Origin of the sequence: Arenibacterium halophilum, assembly GCF_005938225.1 — a bacterium.
In the GTDB taxonomy this organism is placed as follows: domain Bacteria; phylum Pseudomonadota; class Alphaproteobacteria; order Rhodobacterales; family Rhodobacteraceae; genus Arenibacterium; species Arenibacterium halophilum.
Map to the genome: position 1 here is coordinate 1291713 of NZ_VCPC01000002.1, position 21822 is coordinate 1313534.

The 21822-nt window shown below is 64.1% G+C and carries 16 protein-coding genes; 7 read left to right on the plus strand and 9 right to left on the minus strand.

The features are described 5' to 3' along the window. Positions 1 to 221 precede the first annotated feature (221 nt). Together FGK64_RS12925 and FGK64_RS12930 are read right to left on the minus strand one after the other, a co-directional pair. A complete protein-coding gene (locus FGK64_RS12925; protein WP_138864179.1) occupies positions 222 to 1616 on the minus strand; it encodes an FAD-binding oxidoreductase in 1395 nt (464 codons plus the stop codon). Between the two features lie 22 nt (positions 1617 to 1638). Beyond that, a complete protein-coding gene (locus FGK64_RS12930; RefSeq protein WP_138864180.1) occupies positions 1639 to 2472 on the minus strand; it encodes a 3-oxoadipate:acetyl-CoA acetyltransferase in 834 nt (277 codons plus the stop codon). 131 nt (positions 2473 to 2603) lie between these two features. Between FGK64_RS12930 and FGK64_RS12935 the strand changes: the two genes are divergently transcribed. From FGK64_RS12935 to FGK64_RS12945, 3 genes are all read left to right on the plus strand, one after another. Further along, complete coding sequence (locus FGK64_RS12935; RefSeq protein ID WP_138864181.1) at positions 2604 to 3182, plus strand: hemerythrin domain-containing protein; 579 nt, start codon at positions 2604 to 2606, stop codon at positions 3180 to 3182. A 205-nt stretch (positions 3183 to 3387) separates the two neighbouring features. Next, on the plus strand, positions 3388 to 4584 hold the full coding sequence (locus tag FGK64_RS12940; protein WP_138864324.1) for an MFS transporter: 1197 nt from the start codon (positions 3388 to 3390) through the stop codon (positions 4582 to 4584). Between the two features lie 52 nt (positions 4585 to 4636). Continuing rightward, entirely contained in the window at positions 4637 to 6307 is a 1671-nt protein-coding gene (locus tag FGK64_RS12945) for a tetratricopeptide repeat protein (protein WP_138864182.1), read from the plus strand. Between the two features lie 90 nt (positions 6308 to 6397). On the opposite strand, the gene mfd is transcribed toward FGK64_RS12945, so the two are convergent. Together mfd and FGK64_RS12955 are read right to left on the minus strand one after the other, a co-directional pair. Further along, complete coding sequence (gene mfd / locus FGK64_RS12950) at positions 6398 to 9847, minus strand: transcription-repair coupling factor (RefSeq protein WP_138864183.1); 3450 nt, start codon at positions 9845 to 9847, stop codon at positions 6398 to 6400. A gap of 22 nt (positions 9848 to 9869) precedes the next feature. Beyond that, positions 9870 to 10397, minus strand: coding sequence for a component of SufBCD complex (locus FGK64_RS12955; RefSeq protein WP_138864184.1), 528 nt, complete (start codon positions 10395 to 10397; stop codon positions 9870 to 9872). A gap of 107 nt (positions 10398 to 10504) precedes the next feature. Between FGK64_RS12955 and hemB the strand changes: the two genes are divergently transcribed. The 3 genes from hemB to FGK64_RS12970 all read left to right on the plus strand — a co-directional run bounded on the left by hemB (position 10505) and on the right by FGK64_RS12970 (position 14171). After that, complete coding sequence (gene hemB, locus FGK64_RS12960) at positions 10505 to 11503, plus strand: porphobilinogen synthase (RefSeq protein WP_138864185.1); 999 nt, start codon at positions 10505 to 10507, stop codon at positions 11501 to 11503. Positions 11504 to 11869: 366 nt separating this feature from the next. Further along, the gene (locus FGK64_RS12965; RefSeq protein WP_138864186.1) at positions 11870 to 13438 is read left to right on the plus strand and encodes a M10 family metallopeptidase C-terminal domain-containing protein; all 1569 of its coding nucleotides are present in this window, start codon (positions 11870 to 11872) and stop codon (positions 13436 to 13438) included. A 154-nt stretch (positions 13439 to 13592) separates the two neighbouring features. Further along, positions 13593 to 14171: a lipid-binding SYLF domain-containing protein gene (locus tag FGK64_RS12970; RefSeq protein ID WP_138864187.1), complete on the plus strand. Its 579-nt coding sequence runs from the start codon at positions 13593 to 13595 to the stop codon at positions 14169 to 14171. A gap of 72 nt (positions 14172 to 14243) precedes the next feature. Here the strand turns inward: FGK64_RS12970 and FGK64_RS12975 are convergent, their stop codons facing one another. Beyond that, positions 14244 to 14903: a hypothetical protein gene (locus FGK64_RS12975; protein ID WP_138864188.1), complete on the minus strand. Its 660-nt coding sequence runs from the start codon at positions 14901 to 14903 to the stop codon at positions 14244 to 14246. A gap of 133 nt (positions 14904 to 15036) precedes the next feature. Continuing rightward, on the minus strand, positions 15037 to 15909 hold the full coding sequence (locus tag FGK64_RS12980) for an NAD(P)-dependent oxidoreductase (protein ID WP_138864189.1): 873 nt from the start codon (positions 15907 to 15909) through the stop codon (positions 15037 to 15039). 126 nt (positions 15910 to 16035) lie between these two features. Between FGK64_RS12980 and FGK64_RS12985 the strand changes: the two genes are divergently transcribed. Further along, on the plus strand, positions 16036 to 18501 hold the full coding sequence (locus tag FGK64_RS12985) for a penicillin acylase family protein (RefSeq protein ID WP_138864190.1): 2466 nt from the start codon (positions 16036 to 16038) through the stop codon (positions 18499 to 18501). Between the two features lie 148 nt (positions 18502 to 18649). Here the strand turns inward: FGK64_RS12985 and hflX are convergent, their stop codons facing one another. The 3 genes from hflX to FGK64_RS13000 all read right to left on the minus strand — a co-directional run bounded on the left by hflX (position 18650) and on the right by FGK64_RS13000 (position 21822). Continuing rightward, complete coding sequence (gene hflX / locus FGK64_RS12990) at positions 18650 to 19924, minus strand: GTPase HflX (RefSeq protein WP_138864191.1); 1275 nt, start codon at positions 19922 to 19924, stop codon at positions 18650 to 18652. Then, complete coding sequence (gene hfq / locus FGK64_RS12995; protein ID WP_008204623.1) at positions 19921 to 20160, minus strand: RNA chaperone Hfq; 240 nt, start codon at positions 20158 to 20160, stop codon at positions 19921 to 19923. Before hfq ends, hflX begins: the two co-directional genes overlap by 4 nt. Before the next feature lie 132 nt (positions 20161 to 20292). Further along, entirely contained in the window at positions 20293 to 21822 is a 1530-nt protein-coding gene (locus tag FGK64_RS13000) for a TrkH family potassium uptake protein (RefSeq protein ID WP_138864192.1), read from the minus strand.

A 21822-nucleotide genomic window follows, 5' to 3' on the forward strand; every position in this document is an offset into this window, starting at 1 on the left:
ACAAAAATGCTTACCAAGAATGACCGAGCAGGCCACGATTCGTAAAGTAATAATTACCCACCAAACCCATGACAAAAGCAACAATATTACAAAGGCACACGAGTTATAAAATCATTCTACCTTTTCGGCGGAGACAAGTCGAATAGGCATCACTGCCTAGCTAAGGGCGAAACATTAACTGCGGATCACAAGGTACTGCGCCTCCTACGGAAACACTTACCTCAGCCAAAAATCCGGCCCCGGTTCAGAATGCCCTTCGGATCCAACGCGCCACGCAGGCTGCGCATCATCGCGATTTCCTGCGGGCTTCGGCTTTGTGGCAGATAGGCGCGTTTCGACAGCCCGATGCCATGTTCCGCCGAAACCGAGCCACGGCGCGCGCCGACCAGCGCGTAAACTTCGCGTTCGATCGCCTGAAGGGGCTGATCTTCCGGCGCCACGCCATTCGCACGCACGGCCAGATGCAGGTTGCCATCGCCCAGATGTCCACCGATCAGGATCATCGGGTCGGCCATATGCGCGCGCAGCCGGTCGCTCAGAACCTGCTCCAGATCCGCCATATCAGACACCGCAAGACTGATATCAAAGCTCACGATGGGGCGTTCGGCGCCCATCGCATGGGCCATGCCATCGCGCAGCTCCCACAGCGCGCGGACTTCGGCGTCGGATTTCGACACAACCGCATCGGCCAGCAGCCCCTGCTCCAACGCCATCCCAAGCGTCTCTTCAAACCGCTCGGGGTCACGCGCGCCGTCGCTGCCCATCATCTCGGTCAGCACATAGAACCGGTGCCCCCGTGGCAGCGCGGCCCGAACCTGCGGCACCTTCTCGCAAATCGCGTCATAGGTGGCCGACCACAGCACTTCGAACGCCGAAAGCGACGCCCCGATTGTGGTTTGCATATGCGCCAGAAAGCCGACAACCGCATCGAAACTGTCCAACCCGCAATAGGCCACGGCCTGGCTTTGCGGGCGCGGAAACAACCGCAGAACGGCGCGGGTAACAATGCCCAGCGTGCCCTCAGCGCCAATGAACATCTGTTTCAGGTCATAGCCGGTGTTGTTCTTGATATAGCTACCCATGGCGTCGATCACCGTGCCATCGGCCTGCACGGCCTCCAGCCCCAGCACCAGATCCCGCGTCATGCCATAGCGGATCACCCGGTTGCCGCCCGCATTGGTCGCGATATTGCCGCCGATGGTGCAACTGCCCCGCGCGCCCAGATCCAGCGGAAAGAACAGCCCCGCCGCCTCGGCCGCCTCCTGCACGGCCTGCAGGGGGGCACCGGCTTCGGCCACGATGGTCCGCCCGGCGACATCTGGCGCAGCCACCGCCGTCATGCGATCGGTCGCAATCACCACTTCGCCCGGCTGCGGCACCGCGCCCCGCACCAACCCCGTCATGCCGCCCTGCACTGCCACGGACAGGCTTTCGCGATGACAATAGGCCAGTATCTGCGACATCTCTTTGGTGGTCGCGGGGCGCAACACCAACTCGGGCCGCACCGGCCCCTCGCCACGCCAATCCGTGAAATAGCGCGGCCCGATATCCGCGCCGCGCAGCACGCCGCCACGCCCAAGCAGGGCGCCAAGCGCCTCGTAATGGCTGTCTGTCATCCGCGCCTCCCGGCCTGAACGCCTAAGCCGCGCGCAACCCAAGGATCTCGCGCGCGGTTTTCCAATCGGCCACCGGGCGGTCGTATTTCTCGCACAGCTCGACCGTGCGTTTGACCAGCGCCGCATTCGACGGCGCCAGCGTGTCGCGATCAAGCCGCACGTTGTCCTCAAGCCCCGTGCGCGCATGGCCTCCGGCCGCGATGGCCCAGTCGTTCAAAACGATCTGGTTCGCGCCAATACCCGCCGCGCACCAGGCAACATCCTCGCCGAACAGGCGATGCACGGTTTTCAGATAGAAATCGAACACCTCGCGATCGACCGGCATCGCGTTCTTCACGCCCATCACGAATTGCACATAAGGCACCTGCGCGATCTGGCCCTTCTTGTGCATCTCTGCCGCCTTCAGGATATGCGACAGGTCGAACGCCTCGATCTCGGGGCGGACCTCGTATTTCACCATCTCGGCGGCCAGCCAGTCGACCAACTCGGGCGGGTTTTCATAGACGCGGGTCGGAAAATTGTTCGACCCGACCGAGAGCGAGGCCATATCGGGCCGCAGCGACAGCATTCCGCCCCGCGCCTGCCCCGCGCCCGACCGACCCCCGGTCGAGAACTGGATGATCATGCCGGGGCAATGCTTTTCCAACCCCTCCTTCAACCGCGCGAATTTCTCGGGATCCGAGGTCGGCGTCTCGTCAGGGTTGCGCACATGGGCGTGGCAGATCGTGGCTCCGGCCTCGAACGCCTCCTGCGTGCTTTCCACCTGTTCCTCGATGCTGATCGGCACGGCCGGGTTCGCCGCCTTGGTCGGAACCGATCCGGTGATGGCGACACAGATGATGCAAGGTTTCGACATGGGCTCCCCCGGGGCTGCTGCAAATTTCGTCAACGGCCAGTCTATCGCAGGTTTCCTGCCGCCATCCAAGCCAAACCCTTGAACTGACGTCCGCAAAGGTGCACCTGCCACAGCAACGACAGGAGCCATTCGTGACCGACCCAACCGATCTTTCCCTTGCCGCCCGAACCGCCCTGCCCGATCCGCTGCGCGTGCTGCTGGCCGAATACCCGCGCGAGGCATGGCAGGCCGACCCCGGCTTTTCCGAGCTGATTCGCTTCTGGTTGGATCGCCACCTGATGTTCCGCCGCCTGATCGACCAGATGCAGACTGACGCGCAGGCAGCCATCGACGGAAATATCTCCGCCCTCGACTATCAGCGTCGGCTGGCCCGCTTCGGCGGCATGTTCGTGAATGATCTGCACATGCACCACCAGATCGAGGATACGCATTACTTCCCCGTGCTCCAAGCCCAGGACAGCCGGATCGCGCAAGGCTTCGCCATTCTCGACACCGATCACCACCAGATTGACGCAGGCTTGCACAGCTTCGCCGACACGGCGAACGCGGCCCTTCGCATGCCCCCCGAGGCGCCCGGTTTCAGCGATGCCGCCGCCAATGTCCTCAATGGCGTCGATACGCTCGCTCCGCTGCTGAACCGCCACCTGATCGACGAAGAAGAACTCGTCGTGCCGGTCCTGCTGAAGTTTACACCGCCCGGGCTCGCCTGACCCCCAAATTCTTTGGGGTCCAAATATCCCGGGGGAACCCGCGCAGCGGGTGGGGGCAGAGCCCCCCGGCTCCCCCCACCCCAACCGGGCCGGTTTTCGCAGTCGCCTGTGCACCGCTGCACAGCAATCCCCGCCCGCCTCGCTTGGCCTCGGCAGAACGGCATGTTAGCGCCATAGCATCCCAAGGGAGCGTCCCATGCCCGCAATGTCCCGTACCGAGTTCATCGCCCTGATCGCGATGATGTTCGCCACCATCGCCTTTTCCATCGATGCCATGCTGCCCGGACTGCCCGACATCGCGACCGAACTCAGCCCCGCGGACCCGAACCGCGCCCAGCTGATCCTGACGTCCTTCGTCGTGGGCATCGGCATTGGCACCTTCTTCGTCGGGCCACTCTCCGATACCTTTGGGCGCAAGCCGGTGATCATCGCCGGATCCGCCCTCTATATCGGTGCGGCGCTGCTGGCCTATGTCAGCACATCGCTGGAAATGGTGCTGGCCGCCCGCGCCCTGCAGGGCCTGGGCGCCGCAGCCCCGCGCATCGTGTCCCTGGCAATCATGCGCGATATCTACTCGGGCCGCATCATGGCCCGCATGATGTCGATCGCGATGATGATCTTCACGATCTTCCCCGCCTTCGCGCCGCTGATCGGGGCGGGCATCATCTCGGTCCTCGGCTGGCGCGGCATTTTCCTGGCCTTCGTGCTGTTCTCGGTCATCTCGGTCGGCTGGATGACGTTGCGGCTGCCGGAGCCGCTGCCGCGCTCGGCACGTCGCCCGTTCCGCCCCCGCGTGATGCTGGCCTCGCTGCGCGAGATGGTGGCACACCCCACAGTGCGCCTGTCGATCATCGTGCAGACACTCTGCATGGGCGCGCTGTTTACCAACATTACCATGGTGCAGCCGGTTTATGACGTGGTCTTCGACCGTGCCGACAGCTTTCCCTTCTGGTTTGCCGCCGTCGCAATTGTGTCCGGGTCGGCCAGTATCCTGAACGCCGTCGTCGTGGTGCGGGTGGGCATGCGCCGCATGGTCACCTGGTCACTTGCGGCCCAACTGGTGCTCTCGGGCGCGATGATCGCGATCCACGGCGTTCCGCTGTCCGACACCATCGAATTCGCGATCTTCATAGTCTGGCAATCTTCAGTCTTCTTCATGGTCGGCACGACGCTTGGCAACCTGAACGCCATCGCGATGGAGCCGATGGGCCATATCGCGGGCATGGCGGCTTCGGTGATCGGGGCCATCGCCACGGTCTGCGCCGCCGCTATCGCCGCTCCGGTCGGGCTGCTGTTCGACGGCTCGATCATGCCGCTTGTGGCAGGTGTTTTCGTGATGTGCGCGATCGGCTTTGCCCTGATGCTGCTGATGGCACGGGCCGAGACCCGACTGGCGGCTTGAACCGCCCGCCCCGCCGGTTAAGCTCGCCCCGATCAAATGAAAGGGGCGCGCGATGGATGATTACGGATATGACCTAGGGTCCCACGGCCTGCCCGTGTCCACAAGCTCCGATCAGGCGCAGCTGTGGTTTGATCGCGGTCTCAACTGGCTATTCGGGTTCAACCACGCCGAATCCATTGCCTGCTTCCGCCGCGCGCTGGAATTCGATCCCGGCTGCGCCATGGCGCATTGGGGCATCGCCTATGCACTTGGCCCGAATTACAACATGCCCTGGGATCGCTACGACGACGCGGGCCGGGCCGAGGCGCTTGCCGGCGCCCATGCCGCAACACTGGCCGCGCAGGCCGCCAACCCCACTGTTCCCATGGAACAGGCCCTGATCGCTGCACTTTCCGCCCGATACCCCAGCGCCACCGCCGCCCCCCTGCCCGACATGCAAGGTTGGGATCGCGCTTTTGCCGACGCGATGCGGAAGGTGCAGGCGACCTTCCCCGATCAGGACGATATACGCGCCCTCTTCGCTGAATCCCTGCTCAATCTGACTCCTTGGAAAATGTGGACCATTGCAATCGGCACCCCGGCCCCGGGCGCCGCCACCAAAGAGGCCCAGACCCTGCTGGAAACCGGCCTTGCCACGCCCAGCGGCGCGCGCCACCCGGGGATCCTGCACCTCTACGTGCACCTGATGGAGATGTCGCCGACCCCCGAACGCGCCCTGCCCGCCGCAGATGCGCTGCGCACGCTGATGCCCGACGCCGGCCACCTGATCCACATGGCCACCCATATCGACGTGCTCTGCGGCCACTACCGCGACGTGGTGCACTGGAACCAGCAGGCGACGCTGGCCGACATGAAATACTATGCCCGCGAAGGCGCTTTCAACATCTACACCGGCTACCGGCAGCACAACTATCACTTCGCCATCTACGGCGCGATGTTCCTCGGTCAGCTGGCGCCCGCGCTCGAGGCCATACAGGGTATCCGCGATACCGTGCCAGAGTCGCTGCTGCGCATCGAAAGCCCACCTATGGCCGATTATTTCGAAAGCTTCACGGCGCTGCTGCCCCACGTCCTGATCCGGTTCGGGAAATGGCACGACATCCTCGCCCTGCCCGCCCCAAAAGATCCTGAACTGCACTGCACCCTTGCCGCCTTCACCAGCTACGCCAAGGCGGTGGCCCATGCCGCGCTGGGCGATGTGCCCTCCGCCCGCGCCGAAGCCGAAGCCTTCGCCCGGAACCGCGCGCGCGTGCCCGACAGCCGACTGATGCACAACAACCGCGTCACCGACCTGCTGGCCGTGGCCGACCGGATGATGTGGGGCGAAATCACCTATCGCGAAGGCGCGTTCGACACGGCCTTCGCCCACCTGCGCCACGCCATCGCGCTGGAAGACGCGCTGCCCTATGACGAACCCTGGGGCTGGATGCAGCCCGTGCGCCACGCACTGGGCGCGCTGCTGTTCGAACAGGGCCGCACGGCCGAGGCCGAAGCCACCTATCGCGAAGATCTTGGACTTGGCGGCACCCTCGCCCGCGCCACGGTTCACCCCGACAATGTCTGGGCCCTGCGCGGGCTGCACGATTGCCTCAAGGCGCGCGGCGACACGATGGAACTGCCTCTGATCGCCCAGCGGCTTACGCTTGCCCTTGCACGGGCCGACCGCGCCGTCGCCGCCTCCTGCTTCTGCGCCCAATCCGCGATGCGCGCTGCCTCAGCCTAGGTCACGGCCCAACCCCTCTTTGGGGCCAAATATCCCGGGGGAATCCGGCGCAGCCGGATGGGGGCAGAGCCCCCGACGCCCTCGCCGCGCCTACCCCGCCTTCTTCTTCGCGACGACCTTCTCGGCCAGGTCGCGGGCGATGGCAAAGGCACCCTTGATCTTGTCGGCGTCATTTTTCCAGTCACGGCGCACGACGATCTTGTTGTCTTTCACCTTGGCCAGCCCCTTCTGGTCCTGAATGAACTGCACCAGCCCCTCGGGCGCGGCAAACTTGTCGTTGTGGAACTGGATCGTCGCGCCCTTGGGCCCGCCGTCCAGCTTGGCAATCCCGGCGCGTTTGCACATCGCCTTGATCCGCACCACCAAAAGCAACGTGTTCACCTCGCGCGGCAGCTTGCCGAACCGGTCGATCAGCTCTGCGGCAAACCCTTCCAGCTCGACCTTGGTGCTGAGCGACGACAGACGCCTATACAGGCCCAACCGCACATCCAGATCGGGCACATAGGCTTCGGGGATCAGCACCGGCACGCCCAGGTTGATCTGCGGCGCCCATTGGTCGTCCACCTCCGACAGGCCCTCGGCCTCGCCCGCGCGGATCTTGGCAATCGCCTCTTCCAGCATCGACTGGTAAAGTTCATAGCCCACGTCGCGCATCTGGCCGGACTGTTCCTCGCCCAGCAGGTTGCCCGCGCCGCGAATGTCCAGATCCTGGCTCGCCAGCGTGAACCCCGCGCCCAAAGTATCAAGGCTGCCCAGCACGCGCAGACGCTTTTCCGCCGTGGCAGTCAGCTTGGCGCGCGGCTTGGTGGTCAAGTAAGCATAGGCCCGCGTCTTCGACCGCCCGACCCGGCCGCGTATCTGATACAGCTGCGCCAGCCCGAACATATCGGCGCGATGCACCACCATCGTGTTGGCGGTGGGAATATCCAGACCCGATTCAATGATCGTCGTCGCCAGAAGCACGTCATATTTGCCATCGTAAAAGGCGTTCATGCGGTCGTCCAATTCGCCCGCCGCCATCTGGCCATGTGCCACGACGACGCTGACCTCGGGCACCTGGTCGCGCAGGAAGTCCTCGATCTCGGGCAGGTCGCTGATGCGCGGCACCACATAGAACGACTGCCCCCCGCGATAGCGTTCGCGCAGCAGCGCCTCGCGGATCGTCACCGCGTCGAATTCGCTGACATAGGTGCGGATCGCCAGACGGTCGACCGGCGGCGTGCCGATAATCGACAGGTCGCGCACCCCCGACAGCGACAGTTGCAGCGTGCGCGGGATCGGAGTCGCCGTCAGCGTCAGCACATGAATGTCGGTGCGCAGCGATTTCAGCCGCTCCTTGTGGCTGACCCCGAAATGCTGTTCCTCGTCGATGATCAGCAGGCCGAGATTGGCAAACCGGATCCCCTTGGCCAGCAGCGCGTGTGTGCCGATCACGATGTCCACCGTCCCGCGCGACACCGCCTCGCGCGTGGCGGCGGCCTCCTTGGCCGAGACAAACCGCGACAGCTGGCGCACGTTCACCGGAAAGCCGCGAAAGCGTTCGGCAAAGCTGGCGTAATGCTGCCGCGCCAGCAGCGTGGTCGGCGCGATCACCGCCACCTGCGTGCCCGACATCGCCGCGACGAAGGCCGCGCGCATCGCGACCTCGGTCTTGCCGAACCCCACGTCGCCGCAAATCAGCCGGTCCATCGGCTGGCCGCTCGTCATGTCGTCCATCACGTCGCCAATGGCGCGCAGCTGATCCTCGGTTTCCTCGTAGGGAAAGCGCGCGGAAAACGCCTCCCACGCGTGGTGCTCGGGTTCCAGCACCGGGGCCTTGCGCAGCGCGCGTTCTGCGGCCACGCGGATCAGCCGGTCGGCGATCTCGCGGATGCGTTCCTTCAGCCGCGCCTTCTTGGCCTGCCACGCGCCGCCACCCAGCTTGTCAAGCAGCCCTTCCTCGTGCCCATAGCGCGACAGCAGCTCGATGTTTTCGACCGGCAGATACAGCCGCGCGCTCTCGGCATATTCCAGCGCCAGGCATTCATGCGCGGCCCCGGCGGCGGTAATCACCTCGAGCCCGTGATACCGCCCGATCCCGTGATCGACATGCACGACCAGATCGCCGGGGCTGAGGCTCTGCGCCTCGGTCAGGAAATTCTCGGCCTTGCGGCGCTTGCGGGTGGACCGGATCAGCCGGTCGCCCAGCACGTCCTGCTCGGAAATCACGGTCAGATCGGCCGTCTCGAACCCGTGTTCAAGCGCCCAAACCGCCAGATGCAGCCCACGTTTGCCAATCCGGCGACCATCCGGGATCGGGATCACCTCAGCCAGGCCTTCGTCTTCGATCAACCCGGTCAGGCGTTCGCGCGCGCCCTCGGAATAGGACGCAACCACCACGGGACCAACCTCAAGTCGTTTGCGAAGATGATCCGCCAGCGCACTGAAAAGGCTTATGTTTTCCTGCTGTCGCTCAGGTGCAAAATTGCGCCCGATGCGCCCGCCCGCGTCGATCACCCCCGGGCCGCTCGCCTGCGCCAGCGGGTGGAATTTCAGCACGCGATGCGCCGCCACGGCCGTCTCCCAGGCGGCATCGTCCAGGTACAGCAACCCCGGCGGCGTCGGTTTGTAGACGCTGTCGATGCGCGATTTCTGCTGCATCGCGATCTTGCGCGTCTCGTATTGGTCAGCAATGCTGTCCCACCGCGCCAGCCGCGTCGCAGTGGACTGGTCGTCCAGCGTCACCACGGCCTTCGGCAGGTAATCGAACAGCGTCTCCAGCTTTTCGTGGAAGAACGGCAGCCAGTGTTCGATGCCCTGGTGCTTGCGTCCCGCGCTGACCGCCTCGTAGAGCGGATCATCGGTACCCGCCGCGCCGAATTCGATCCGGTAATTCTGACGGAACCGGGTGATCGCCGCCTCGTCCAAAATCACCTCGGACACGGGGGCCAGTTCGACCGCCTCCAGCTTTTCGGTCGTCCGCTGCGTGGCCGGATCAAACCGCCGCGCGCCGTCCAGCACATCGCCAAACAGGTCAAGCCGCACCGGCCCACCTTCGCCCGGCGGATAGATGTCGATGATGCCGCCGCGCACCGCATAGTCGCCCGGCTCCATCACCGTGGGGCTTTGGCTGAACCCCATGCGCACAAGGAAGGCGCGCAACCCGGCCTCGTCGATCCGGTCACCCACGCGGGCCGAAAACGCCGCCTCGCGCAGCACCTCGCGCGCCGGCACCCGCTGGGTCGCGGCGTTCAGCGTGGTCAGAAGCACGAATTGTGCCGGCATCTGATGCACCAGCGCCGCCAGCGTCGCCATCCGCGCGGCGGAGATATCTGCGTTGGGCGACACGCGATCATAGGGCAGGCAATCCCACCCCGGAAAGGTCAGCACCGGCATCTCGGGCGCAAAGAACGCCAGCGCCGCCCGCATCGCCGCCATCCGCTTGTCATCGCGCGCCACATGCAGCACCGGCGCCCCGCTGCGCGCCACTTCGTTCAGGATCAGCCGTGCGTCAAAGCCTTCGGGCGCGCCGCCGACGGTGATGTGTTCGGGTGCGGTCATCTGTACAGGTCCGGTCCGGCGGCTATGATCCAAGCACACCGATGTTAAGGTTTTGATACATGCCCCACAGCGCGGTCACGAAAATCGACAGCGTGCCGATCATCTGCGTATAGGTCCGGTGGCGGGTCAGCCGCTGGCGCAGTTGCTCGCCGGTGCATTGTTCGTATTCGATCTTGCGCGCGGTCGACAGGCTCAGCAGCCCCACCAGCGACATCGGGAACCCCAGCAAGAACAGCGCCTGCGCGAATTCGATCTTGTACCAGAACCCCAGCAGCGCCAGCATTGTCAGCAGGAAACAGGCAAATCCAAGCAACCACAGCCCCGAGACCCGCGCGATGAACAGCAACCGGTTCACGTTGACGCGGGTGATATCCTCCAGGTCGGCCTCGGCCTGCCCGCCATTGCGGCGCGCACGGTTCACCATGTCAAACGGAACCCCCAGCACCCAATGCGAGGTGGTCGACCAGGTCACCGCAAGCGCGATCCAGAACCACAGGTTGGAGAAGGATCGCATATCGATCAATTCGAAGATCGAACTGTACCAGTCCAAACCGCAGGCCCTTTATTTGCTGATTGGCCCGCAATGCCGGCCCCGATCCCTTGTGAGGGTCGGCAATCCATGCCACCCAATGGACAAATGTGCAAGGAGACCGTGCCATGAAACCGACAGTTGCCAGCTTTCCCCGCGCCCGCCTGCGCCGCACGCGCCGCACACCCGCCCTGCGCGGCCTCGTGCGCGAAACGCTTCTGTCGCCGGATGATCTGATCTGGCCGGTCTTCGTGCGCGAAGGCGACGGGGTCGAGGAACCGATCCCCTCAATGCCCGGCGTGATGCGCCGCAGCGTCGATCGCATCGCCGAGGCCGCGCGCGAGGCGCATGCCCTGGGCATCGGCGCGATCTGCATTTTCCCCTACACCCCGCTCGAGGCCCGGACCGAGGATTGCGCCGAGGCCTGGAGCCCCGACAACATCGCCAACCGCGCCATCCGCGCGGTCAAGGCCGCCGTGCCCGACATGGCCGTGATGACCGATGTGGCGCTCGATCCCTACAACATCAACGGTCACGACGGTTTCGTGGTTGACGGCGAAATCGTCAACGACCGCACGGTCGAGGCGCTGGTCAGGATGACACTGGCCCAGGCCGAGGCCGGCGCCGACATCATCGGCCCCTCCGACATGATGGATGGCCGTATCGCCGCCATGCGCGACGCGCTGGAAGCGAAGGGGCACAGCCATGTCTCGATCCTGTCCTATGCCGCGAAATTCGCCAGCGCCTACTATGGCCCCTTCCGCGATGCGGTCGGCGCCAGCGGCGCCCTGACCGGCGACAAGAAGACCTACCAGATGGATGTCGCCAATTCGGACGAGGCAATGCGCCTGATCGAGCGTGACCTGATGGAAGGCGCCGACATGGTGATGGTCAAACCCGGCACCCCCTACCTCGACATCTGCCGCCGCGCCCGCGACACCTTCGGCGCGCCGACCTTCGCCTATCAGGTCAGCGGGGAATACGCGATGATCCAGGCCGCCGCCCAGAACGGCTGGATCGACGGCGAGAAGGTGATGATGGAATCCCTCATCGGCTTCAAACGCGCGGGCTGCAACGGCGTACTCACCTACTTCGCCCCCGAGGCCGCCCGCCTGCTGAACGGCTGACGCACCCCTCTTTGGGGCCAAATATCCCGGGGGACTCCGCGCAGCGGAGGGGGGCAGAGCCCCCTTCTTACCCATGGATGTACGCTGGCACCGCGCGGCGGTTCCGGCGTGATCCCATACGCAAAACGCACCGTTTCGAAATGCGCCGAGCGACAGACTTCGGCGCAATTCTGACGCGATCAAGGCGGCGTTTCCCACACGGAAACATTGTGCGCCCAATGTCATTCCAAGCATTTTCAAGCCCTTAGCCGAAAACGCCCCCTTTTGCCCGAACACTGTGTTTCCCAAGCGGAACCCTACCGCCACATTCTGGCCGTAATTCATTGAAATTAAGGCGAAAGTTGGTTTTAAATTGGTTGTTGTTTCATGAGTGGAACCGGATCTCTCTCGGCGCCTGTCAGCGCCTCGGGAAACGCGATAATCGACGGTATCCTCGGCCACGCGGCCTGGGTAGGCGACACGCTCACCTTCGGCTTTGCCGGGGAAACCGTCTCGCGCTTCGATCCGGTCTATCGCGCCTACGCCTTCAGTGGCGAAGCGCAGGGCGTCTATGCCCCGACCGGCGCGATCCGCACGGTCATCGCCGGGGCTCTGGATGCCGACGCAGGCCCCGCCGCCCGCGCCGGTCTGGCCGTCGAGGGTTTCACCGCGCTGAACATATCCGAGACCACCTCGGGCGAGGCGCGGATCAACGTCGCGCAAACCAGCACCGATCCCTACGGCTACGGCACCGCCTGGGCCTACTACCCGTCGGAAAAGGACACCGGCGGCGATGTCTGGTTCTCTGACACGCGCTATGATTTCTCGAAGGCGCAGATCGGCACCTATTCCGGCTATGTCATGATGCACGAACTGGGCCATGCGCTGGGCCTGGATCACGGGCACGACGAAGACCACCACGACGATATCGCCGCCCTGCCCCACGATCTGGATTCGATGGAATATTCGCTGATGACCTACCGCTCTTACGTCGGCGCGTCGGGTCTATCTCTGTCGAATGGCGCGGACAGCTACGCGCAAAGCTGGATGATGGCCGATATCGCCGCGCTTCAGCACCTCTATGGCGCGGATTTCTCGGCGAATGCGGGCAACACCACCTATTCCTGGCGGCCTGACAGCGGTCAGACAGTGATCGACGGTGTGGTCGCGATTGACCCGGCGGGCCTGCGTATTTTCGCCACGCTTTGGGATGGCGGCGGCATCGACACCTATGACCTATCGGCCTACAGCACCGACCTGTCGATTGATCTTGCCCCGGGTGCCGCATCCCTGTTCAGCGCGGCGCAGGCCGCCAATCTGGGCCACGGCCATCTTGCCCGTGGTAATATCTATAATGCCCTTCAGCACGATGGCGATGCGCGCTCGCTGATCGAAAACGCCATCGGTGGCGCAGGCAACGATGACATCGCGGGCAACCACGCCCGCAACCGACTATCCGGTGGCGAGGGCGATGACACCCTCAGCGGGCTGGCCGGAAACGACGTTCTTGCCGGACAGGCTGGCGATGATCGCCTGTTCGGCGGCGCCGGGCGTGACAAGTTGTTTGGCCACGCGGGCAACGACAAACTGTTTGGCGAGGCCGGCCGCGACGTGTTGCGCGGCGGCGCGGGCGACGACCTGCTCTGCGGCGGCACCGGTGCAGATCGGTTGATCGGAGGCGCAGGTGCCGATACTTTCCGGTTTCTTGCGGGCGACAGCCTGACGGGTGGAAAACGCCACGACCGGGTCGTCGATTTCTCCTCCGGCGAAGACCTGATCGACCTGATCACCATGTCCGAAGCCGCCCCCCTGGGCCTGACGTTTGCCGACCTGACTCTGCGCGACACCAAAAACGGCAGCCGGATCCTGATTGATCTGGATGGCGACGGGCTGGTCGATCAGCGCATCGACATGATTGGATGCAGCGCCCTGACTGCAGACGATTTCCTGTTCTGAATCCAATAGATCGACCGGCAGAATCGTGCCCGCTGCCCGCAGCGGCCCCATATGCGCGCCCATGTCACGTGACATGCGGCGAAATCCCGCGTATATTTTGTGGCAAGGTTGGGTCAACCGACCATATCAAGCGGATTTAACGGGCAGAATCGACATGAGCACATCCAATTCCAACCGGCTGACACGCCGGGGTTTCACCTTGACCGCCCTTGCCGGGCTGGGCGTGACAACCGCCGCCTGCGGCAATGGCGTGGGCAGTTCCGGCGCACAGAAAATCGACGCACGCGTCGATGCCACGCTGTCGGAAATGTACAATACCTATCCCAACACCCGCAGCCTGGCCCAGAAAGCCACCGGCCTGCTGGTGATGCCACTGGTGACAGAGGCCGGGTTCTGGCTGGGCGGCGCCTATGGGCGTGGCGCGTTGCGGGTCAATGGCGTGACGGTGGACTACTATTCAACTGCGAAGGCCAGTGCCGGGTTGCAAATCGGGGCACAGCAATATGCGCACGTCCTGTTCTTCATGACCGAAGGCGCGCTGTCGGAATTCCGCTATTCTTCGGGCTGGGCCGTGGGCGGCGATATGGAGTATGTGGTGCGCGACACCGGCGATTCCGTGGCCGCCGACACCACGACGCTGCGCTCGCCGGTTCTGGCCGCGATCTTCGGCCGCGCCGGGCTGCGGCTGGGGGCGACGCTGGAAGGCACCAAGTACACGCGCATCATTCCCTAAGGTCTTCGCAACCGTCAGAACGCAAAAACGCCGGGCATTTGCCCGGCGTTTCGCATGTGGATCGTGGCGCGATTAGCTGCCCGATTCAGCTTGGTTGTCGATGCCCTGCACTTCCGAGCCGGTTTTATCGCCAGCGCCGCGCGAGGCAGTTTCCGAATCCGAAGTCGGTGCGTTGAGGGGTGTGCCCGGCGCTTCGTCAGCGACTTCTTCGCTGGTAGCATTATCTTCGCCGCGCGATGCTTCCATGGCTTCGGCTTCTTCGTCGTTGATGACAACGCTGCCGTCATTCGAGGCGGTCACTTCTTCGCTGCTGTCGTTGGCGTTGCCGCGCGAGGCATTGTCGATGTCGTTCGAGGCGGCGTTCGATGCGCTCATCGTGGCGCCCATGTCGGCCGGTGCAACGCCGTTGACCGTCACGTCGGCGCCGGTTTCACCCTTGGCGATCTCTTCGCTCGTCAGGTTATCTGCGCCACGCGAGGATTCATTGCTCAGGTCGGTGCCTGCAACTTCGTCCGACTTGATCAGCGGGCTGTCAGCAGCTTCTTCCGACTGAATGTCGGCGTTGCCGCGCGACGAGGCCTGCAGTTCGGCGTTCGCATCTGCGTCGACCGGCGTGTTCATCTGCACCTTCTCTTCCGAGGTGACATTGTCGGCACCGCGCGAAGCGGTTTCTGCATATGCGCCGGTTGCGATCAGTGCGGTGGCCAGTGCGGTTGTCAGCGTCAGTTTCATCGTGTCGTCCTTTCCGTTTCCGGTTTTCTCTCTGGCGGTGCTGCCCGCCTCGTATGGGGGGACAACACCAGCCGAGAGCGGATGGTTCCGAACGAATTCTGACAGCAGGTCACAGGGCCGTGACCGTGAACCGTCAGCCCATATGGCGCAGACGCTTGAACAGGCTCGACGTATCCCAGCGCCCGCCACCCAATTTCTGGACGTCCTTGTAAAACTGATCGACCAGCGCGGTGACCGGCAGGCTGGCCCCGTTTTCATCAGCCGTATCAAGGCAAATCCCCAGATCCTTGCGCATCCAGTCCACGGCGAAGCCATGTTCGAAATGATCGTCCAGCATGGTTTCATAGCGGTTTGCCATCTGCCACGACCCGGCCGCACCCTGGCTGATGACCTCGACCACAGCCCGGCCGTCAAGCCCCGATTTCTCGGCCATGTGCAGCGCCTCGGACAGGCCCTGCACCAGCCCCGCGATGGCGATCTGGTTGCACATCTTGGTCAACTGGCCTGCGCCCAGATCGCCGATACGACGGCAGATGCGCGCATAGGCATCAATCACCGGTGCGGCGCTGTCGAAAGCTGCCTGCGTACCACCACACATCACCGACAGCACGCCATTCTCGGCGCCCGCCTGCCCGCCGGAAATCGGCGCATCGACATAACCCAGGTCCAGCGATTCCGCTTCGGCCCCCAACTCGCGCGTCACCAGCGCGGAAACGGTGGTGTGGTCGACAAACACCGCGCCCTTGGTCATCCCGGCAAAAGCGCCATCCGTGCCCAGGCAGACGCTGCGCAGATCATCATCGTTGCCCACGCAGGCCATCACGAAATCCGCACCCTCAGCCGCCTTGGCCGGCGTCGTCGCCATCGCGCCGCCGTGTTCGGCCACCCACGCCTCGGCCTTGGCGGCGGTGCGGTTATACACCGTCACCTCGTGCCCTGCCTTCTGCAGGTGCCCCGCCATCGGATACCCCATCACGCCCAACCCCAGAAATGCCAGTTTCGCCATCTGCTTTCCCCTTGAACCAACTTCACATGCTGTTGGAATTTCACTATCAGGCATTGGCGACAAATGGAAACCTGTCCCGGTGTGCCACGCGCTGTCCCCGGGTCGCTACCTGCGCGGGGGCTTGCGATGGCATTGGTGTTTCGGTGGTTGATGCGGCTGGCCGCCGGTCTGGTCCTGCTGGTGGTGGCGGGCGTCGGGCTGGTTTACTTTCTGGCCAGTCAATCCTTACCGGACTACGACCGCGAGTTGACGGTTTCCGGCGTTTCCGCCCCGGTCGAGATCGTGCGCGACAACAATGACGTGCCGCATATCTTCGGCGACAGCGACGCCGATGTGTTCTTTGGCCTTGGCTATGCCCACGCGCAGGACAGGCTGTGGCAGATGACAATGCTGCGCCGAACCGCACAGGGCCGACTGTCCGAGGTATTCGGTGCGCGGACCCTGCCCATCGACCGGCTTCTGCGCCGCTTCGACATCTACCGCCTGGCGATGCAATCGATCGACGCGCAGGATGCCGAAACCCGTGCTGCGCTGACCGCCTATGCCGCCGGGGTGAACACCCGACTTCAGGAAATCAACCACCGCGCGCTGGGCCGTGGCGCGCCCGAGATGTTCCTGTTCAACGCCCCTGTCGCGCCCTGGCAGCCCGGCGATTCCCTTGCGATCATCAAGCTGATGGGCCTGCAACTGTCGGGCCACCTCAGCAACGAGGTGCTGCGCGCCCGCACCTCGTTGATGCTGCAAGACGGCGACCGTCTGCGCGACATCCTGCCCGATGCGCCGGGCACCGGAGTCGCGGCCCTGCCCGAATATGCCGCCCTGTTCCCCGACCTGCCCCGCTATGCCGAGGGCCAGCGCCTGCCCGACAGCCCCCTGTCGCCCGTGCCCGCGCCGGGGCTGGCGGGGGCATCGAATTCCTTTACCGCCGCGCCAAGCCGGTCGGCCTCGGGCGGGACGCTGCTGGCGAACGACCCGCACCTTGGCTTTACTGCGCCCGCGATCTGGTATCTGGCCCGGATGGAGCTTGCGACGGGCGGTGTGATCGGCGGCACCATTCCGGGGATGCCCGTCATCCTTACAGGTCGCAGCACCGGGCTGGGCTGGGGCCTGACGACCGCATATGTCGACGATCAGGACCTGTTCGTTGAAAAGCTGAACCCCGACAACCCCGAGGAATACCTGACGCCCGACGGCTACAAACCGTTCGAAAGCCGCCCCTCGATTATCGAGGTCAAGGACGAGGCCCCCATCACCCTGACCCTGCGGTGGACAGAAAACGGCCCCGTGTTGCCCGGGTCCACCTATGATCTGGAAACCGTCACACCGCCAGGCCACGTGATGGCGCTGGGCTGGACGGTGCTCAGCCCGCGCGACACATCGATGAGCGCGGCCATGGGGCTGATGAAGGCGGGGTCGGTGACCGAAGCGATTGCCTCAGCCGAGCGATATATTGCCCCGGCCCAGAACCTGATGCTGGCCGATCAGGAACAGATCGCGCTGAAAACCATCGGCGCTGTGCCCCGCCGCGACCCCCGCCACCAAAGCAAGGGCCGAATGCCCAGCCAGGGCTGGCGCGCCGAGAACCGCTGGCAGGGGCGGATGCCTTATGCCTCGAACCCTGAATTCGTGAACCCCCGCGGCGGGATCCTTGGCAATACCAACAACAAGATCCTCGAACGGCCCTTCCCCAACCACCTGTCCTACATCTGGGGCGACACCCAGCGCATCAACCGCTGGCAACGCCTGATGCAGTCGCGCCAGGTGCACACCCGCGACAGTTTTATCGAGGCGCAGCTGGATCCGGTCAGCTTTACCGCGCGCTCGCTGCTGCCGCTGATCGGCGCCGATCTGTGGTTCACCGGCGAAGCCGCGCCCGATGGCACCCCAGAGCGCCAGCGCCAGATCGCACTGACACTGCTGGCCGACTGGAACGGCGAGATGAACGAACACCTGCCCGAGCCGCTGATCTACGCTGCCTGGCTGCGCGCGCTGCAAGACAGGCTGATCCGCGACGATCTGGGCCCGCTGGCCAGCGAATTTATCCACGTCGAGCCGATTTTCCTCGAACGCGTGTTCCGCGACATCGACGGCGCCTCGACCTGGTGCGATGTGAAACAAAGCGCGGCGATCGAAACCTGCTCCTACATGGCGCGACTGGCGTTGGACGACGCGCTGGTCTGGATTGCCGAGCATCACGGCACCGCGCTGGAATCCCTGCGTTGGGGCGATGCCCACCAGGCCACCCACGACCATCAGGTGTTGGGCGAAGTGCCGGTACTGCGCTATTTCGTGAACATCCGCCAATCTACCAGCGGCGGCGACAACACGCTGCTGCGCGGGCGCACCTCAGGCACGGGCGACCACCCGTTTCGCAACGTCCACGGGGCCGGATACCGCGGCGTCTATGACTTCGCCGATCCCGACAGCTCGGTCTTCATCATTTCAACCGGGCAATCCGGTCACTTCCTGTCGCGCCATTACGACGACCTCGCCCAGCTTTGGCGCCGGGGCGAATACATTCCGATGTCGCTTGATGCCGAACTGGCGCGCGCAGCCGCCGTCGGCGTGACACGTATCTTGCCCGCGCAATAGGACAACGTAGAATATCGCGCTCCGCGCGATGCCTCCGGCGGGGATATTTAAGGCCCAAAGAAGCGAATGTCCCGCCTTCTTTGGGCCTTAAATATCCCGGGGGAGTCCGGCGCAGCCGGGCGGGGGCAGAGCCCCCGGCCACATCAGCCTAAAGCGCGTCGAACCGTGCTTTCTGGATCCCGCTCCAGCGCACTGTGAAGGCAAAACCGTCTTCGGTCTGGCGCTCTTCGATCACCACGTCCTGTTCGAAAAGCCATGCGCGCTGCCGTCCGGCATCGAAGCCCAGCGTGATCTCTTCCTCGAACATCGCGCCGGCCAGCTGATCGGCAATCCGGGCAAGCAGAACGTCCAACCCTTCGCCATCCAATGCCGAAATCGCAAAAACATCGTCCTGCCGTTCGGCCCGGGCACGCGCTGCGTCGCGTTCGTCCGGCGTTAGCAGATCAAGTTTGTTCCAGACTTCGAATTGCGGGCGGTCGTTCTCTACCCCCAGCGATGCAAGGATCGCTGCCACATCGTGGGCCTGTTCCTCAGTTGCCGGGTGCGAAATATCCCGCACGTGCAGCACCAGATCGGCAGCCAGAACCTCTTCCAACGTGGCACGGAAAGCGGCGACCAGTTCTGTCGGCAGATCCGAGATAAAGCCCACCGTGTCCGACAGGATGATCTCGGGTCCGTTTTCCAACTCGACCCGGCGCATCGTCGGGTCGAGCGTGGCGAAGAGCATGTCCTTCGCCATCACCTCGGCCCCGGTCAGGCGGTTGAACAGCGTTGATTTGCCGGCGTTGGTATAGCCCACAAGCGCCACAATCGGATAGGGCACCTTGGCGCGAGAGGCGCGGTGCAGGGCACGGGTTTTCACCACCTTGTCCAACTGGCGCTTAAGGCGCACGACCTGGGTGTCGATGGCACGACGGTCAGCCTCGATCTGGGTTTCGCCGGGGCCGCCCACAAAGCCAAGCCCGCCGCGCTGGCGTTCAAGGTGGGTCCAGGCCCGCACCAGACGCGTGCGCTGATAGGACAGCGCCGCCATTTCCACCTGCAAGACGCCCTCGCGGGTGCGCGCACGATCCGAGAAGATTTCAAGGATCAGCCCGGTCCTGTCTAGGATTTTGACCTTCCACTTGCGTTCCAGATTGCGCTGCTGGACCGGGGACAGCGGGCCGTCGATCAGAACCAGCTCGATCTCTTGCGCCTGAAACAGCGTGGCGAGTTCTTCGATCTTGCCCGACCCGAACAACAATCCGGCATGCGCCTTTGGCAAAGGCACAACGGTGCCGCCCACGATCTGAAGTCCGGGAAGCGCAGCGCCAAGGGCCACAGCCTCTTCAAGCGCCGGCCCGGACGGGCGGCGGTCGGGATCGGATTTCAGATCGGGATGCAGGACCCAGGCGCGGGTGTCTGCGGTGTCACCCGTGGTCAAGACGCGTCTTCGCCCTCGTAGAGGCTGATCGGCTGAGCCGGCATGATCGTCGAGATCGCATGCTTGTAGACAAGCTGGGATTGCCCGTCGCGACGCAGCAGCACACAGAAGTTGTCAAACCACGTGATCACGCCTTGCAGCTTCACCCCGTTGATCAGGAAGATGGTGACAGGAACTTTGGTTTTCCGAACGTGGTTCAGAAATGCGTCCTGAAGGTTTTGTCTGTCCGAAGCCATTTTTTTCAATTCTCGCCTTTTTTCTTGCAACGCACCGCGGTCAGCACGCCCCTTTGGTCCGAGTATGGAGTCTGTGATCAGGAGATTCCACCCAAATAATCAGCCTGTTAATCGCGTCCGGGCAGATTGTTGTCAACTGCGCCACAGATCAGGCGTCAGAAGGGCGACGATTGCCAGCGTTTCAAGCCGCCCGATCACCATCGCGGCACACAGCACGCTCTTGGCGCCAACGCTCAAATTCAGGATATGGATCGGCGTGTCCGCGGAACTGCCAATCAGCGGGCCAGTGGTGGACAGTGCGGCAATCGTCAGCACCAGAGCATCGGAAAACGGCACGTGCATCGCCGACAGCAGCGCCCATACCGTGGCCAGCGACAGGGCAAACAGCATGAAGGAAATCCATGCGATGAAGGCCCCGTTGCGCTGCACGCGCCGATGCATCGCACTGCCAACGCTGACCGAATGCGGGTGCACAAGCCGGTGCAACTCGTCCAGCCCGTTGAGGTACAGCGTATAGACCCGCAACAGTTTCACACCGCCCGCCGTGGTCGCGACACCGCCGCCAAAGGTCGCAAGACCCAGCAGGATCAGCCCCGGCGTATCCAACCCCGACCATTGCCGCGCTTCGGCCCAATCGGCGCTTTCAAACCCGGTTGTCGTCAGGAAGGACATCACCGTAAACATCGCGCCCCAGAGCGCATGCAAGGCCTGCGCCACATTCTCGGCGCTGGCGATATCCAGAGCGCCCCACCAGTGACGCACGAACAACAGCAGCGGCAGCGCCAGCACGATCAGGATACCGAGGCGGAATTCGGGATCCCGATCCAGACGGCCAAATCCACGCACCACCGTATCGCCCGAGAACGTCAGCCGCGACAGCGCAAAGAACATGAACAGGAACAGGATCAACTCTCCGGTCAGCCCGGCCTGCGCCTCGTCCAGACCGCCCAGCGGCGAAATCCCCGAAGTCGCCATGACCGACATCGCATGGCACAGCGCGGCCAGCGCGCCTTCGCCCGCGATCAGAAGCAGCACCCACACCGCGACCGTCAGCCCGGCGTAGATTGGCGCCAGAGCCAATGTAACCCGCGCAAGGCGGCGGCGCGGGTCCGCTCGTTCCATCCCCGCCACAACCGTGCCGCGCCCGGGTTCACCTCGGGCGGTAATCTCGAACCCACCAAGGCTCAGCGGGGCCAGCACGGCAGACGCCGCGATCCACATCAGCAGCCCGCCCATCCAGCCGACCTGCGCACGCCACAGGTGCAGCGAGGCGATCAGGCGGCCCGGGTCCTCGAACACTGGCGCGCCAGTGGTGGTGATGGCGCTGACCATTTCCATGTAGGCATTCAGGAAAGACGTGGTGCCAAGTGCGTCGTGAAACGGAATCGCCAGAAATACCGGCAGCACTGCGAAGGTGCCCAGCAGCGACAGCAGCTGCGCCACCGGCCCGTTACGTGCGGGCCGCGTGCCCATGGCCAGCGCGATCAGCGTCACAGCGATCAGCCCAAGCAGGCCGGCATAGAAGAAAGACCGCGACGCCGGATGATTGTTCAGCACCAGCGCGTGGCTGGCAGGCACAAACATCGACGCCGCAGCAATGCCCCAGATCAACAGGAACAGCGGCATCCGCATCAGCACGTTGGGTTGGGCAGCGCGCGCCAT

Bases quoted from the DNA above. Each gene is read 5' to 3' on its own strand.
- FGK64_RS12925 (WP_138864179.1), bottom strand. From the start codon at position 1,616: ATGACAGACAGCCATTACGAGGCGCTTGGCGCCCTGCTTGGGCGTGGC.
- FGK64_RS12930 (WP_138864180.1), bottom strand. From the start codon at position 2,472: ATGTCGAAACCTTGCATCATCTGTGTCGCCATCACCGGATCGGTTCCG.
- FGK64_RS12940 (WP_138864324.1), top strand. From the start codon at position 3,388: ATGTCCCGTACCGAGTTCATCGCCCTGATCGCGATGATGTTCGCCACC.
- FGK64_RS12945 (WP_138864182.1), top strand. From the start codon at position 4,637: ATGGATGATTACGGATATGACCTAGGGTCCCACGGCCTGCCCGTGTCC.
- mfd (WP_138864183.1), bottom strand. From the start codon at position 9,847: ATGACCGCACCCGAACACATCACCGTCGGCGGCGCGCCCGAAGGCTTT.
- hemB (WP_138864185.1), top strand. From the start codon at position 10,505: ATGAAACCGACAGTTGCCAGCTTTCCCCGCGCCCGCCTGCGCCGCACG.
- FGK64_RS12965 (WP_138864186.1), top strand. From the start codon at position 11,870: ATGAGTGGAACCGGATCTCTCTCGGCGCCTGTCAGCGCCTCGGGAAAC.
- FGK64_RS12970 (WP_138864187.1), top strand. From the start codon at position 13,593: ATGAGCACATCCAATTCCAACCGGCTGACACGCCGGGGTTTCACCTTG.
- FGK64_RS12975 (WP_138864188.1), bottom strand. From the start codon at position 14,903: ATGAAACTGACGCTGACAACCGCACTGGCCACCGCACTGATCGCAACC.
- FGK64_RS12980 (WP_138864189.1), bottom strand. From the start codon at position 15,909: ATGGCGAAACTGGCATTTCTGGGGTTGGGCGTGATGGGGTATCCGATG.
- FGK64_RS12985 (WP_138864190.1), top strand. From the start codon at position 16,036: ATGGCATTGGTGTTTCGGTGGTTGATGCGGCTGGCCGCCGGTCTGGTC.
- hfq (WP_008204623.1), bottom strand. From the start codon at position 20,160: ATGGCTTCGGACAGACAAAACCTTCAGGACGCATTTCTGAACCACGTT.
- FGK64_RS13000 (WP_138864192.1), bottom strand. From the start codon at position 21,822: ATGGCGCGCGCTGCCCAACCCAACGTGCTGATGCGGATGCCGCTGTTC.